Origin of the sequence: Alteromonas sp. S015 (assembly GCF_036864485.1) — a bacterium.
Classification (GTDB): domain Bacteria; phylum Pseudomonadota; class Gammaproteobacteria; order Enterobacterales; family Alteromonadaceae; genus Alteromonas.
In genome coordinates, this window is the sequence record NZ_JAZETO010000037.1 from 1 (window position 1) to 303 (window position 303).

At 42.9% G+C, this 303-nt stretch carries 1 pseudogene; it reads right to left on the reverse strand.

From position 1 onward, the window contains the following. Positions 1 to 132: 132 nt before the first annotated feature. A pseudogene (locus V7R42_RS19920) lies at positions 133 to 303 on the reverse strand (IS110 family transposase); the annotation flags it as partial.

Here is a 303-nt window from a genome sequence, read left to right on the forward strand (position 1 = left end):
ATGTCTAATCAAACGCAGCAGGTTATGACTTGTTGGTATACTTATCGATGCTGCTTGATGCAGAGTACTGTGCGATAAGTTGATACTCGTCGTTTAACCAGTTAGACGTTGCAGCTCATGCCACTGTGCGACTTACCCGTTTAAAAAACGTTCTTCATCGAATACCTGCTGGTTCTTCAACATAAAGTAAGCACATCGCCCAATTTTATGAGCGAGTGCAGATAAGGCCTTCGCCTTGCTCATTCTCTTTTGTAGCTTGGCTAAATATCGTTTGGCGTTGTCATTACCTTTGAGGTACAACAC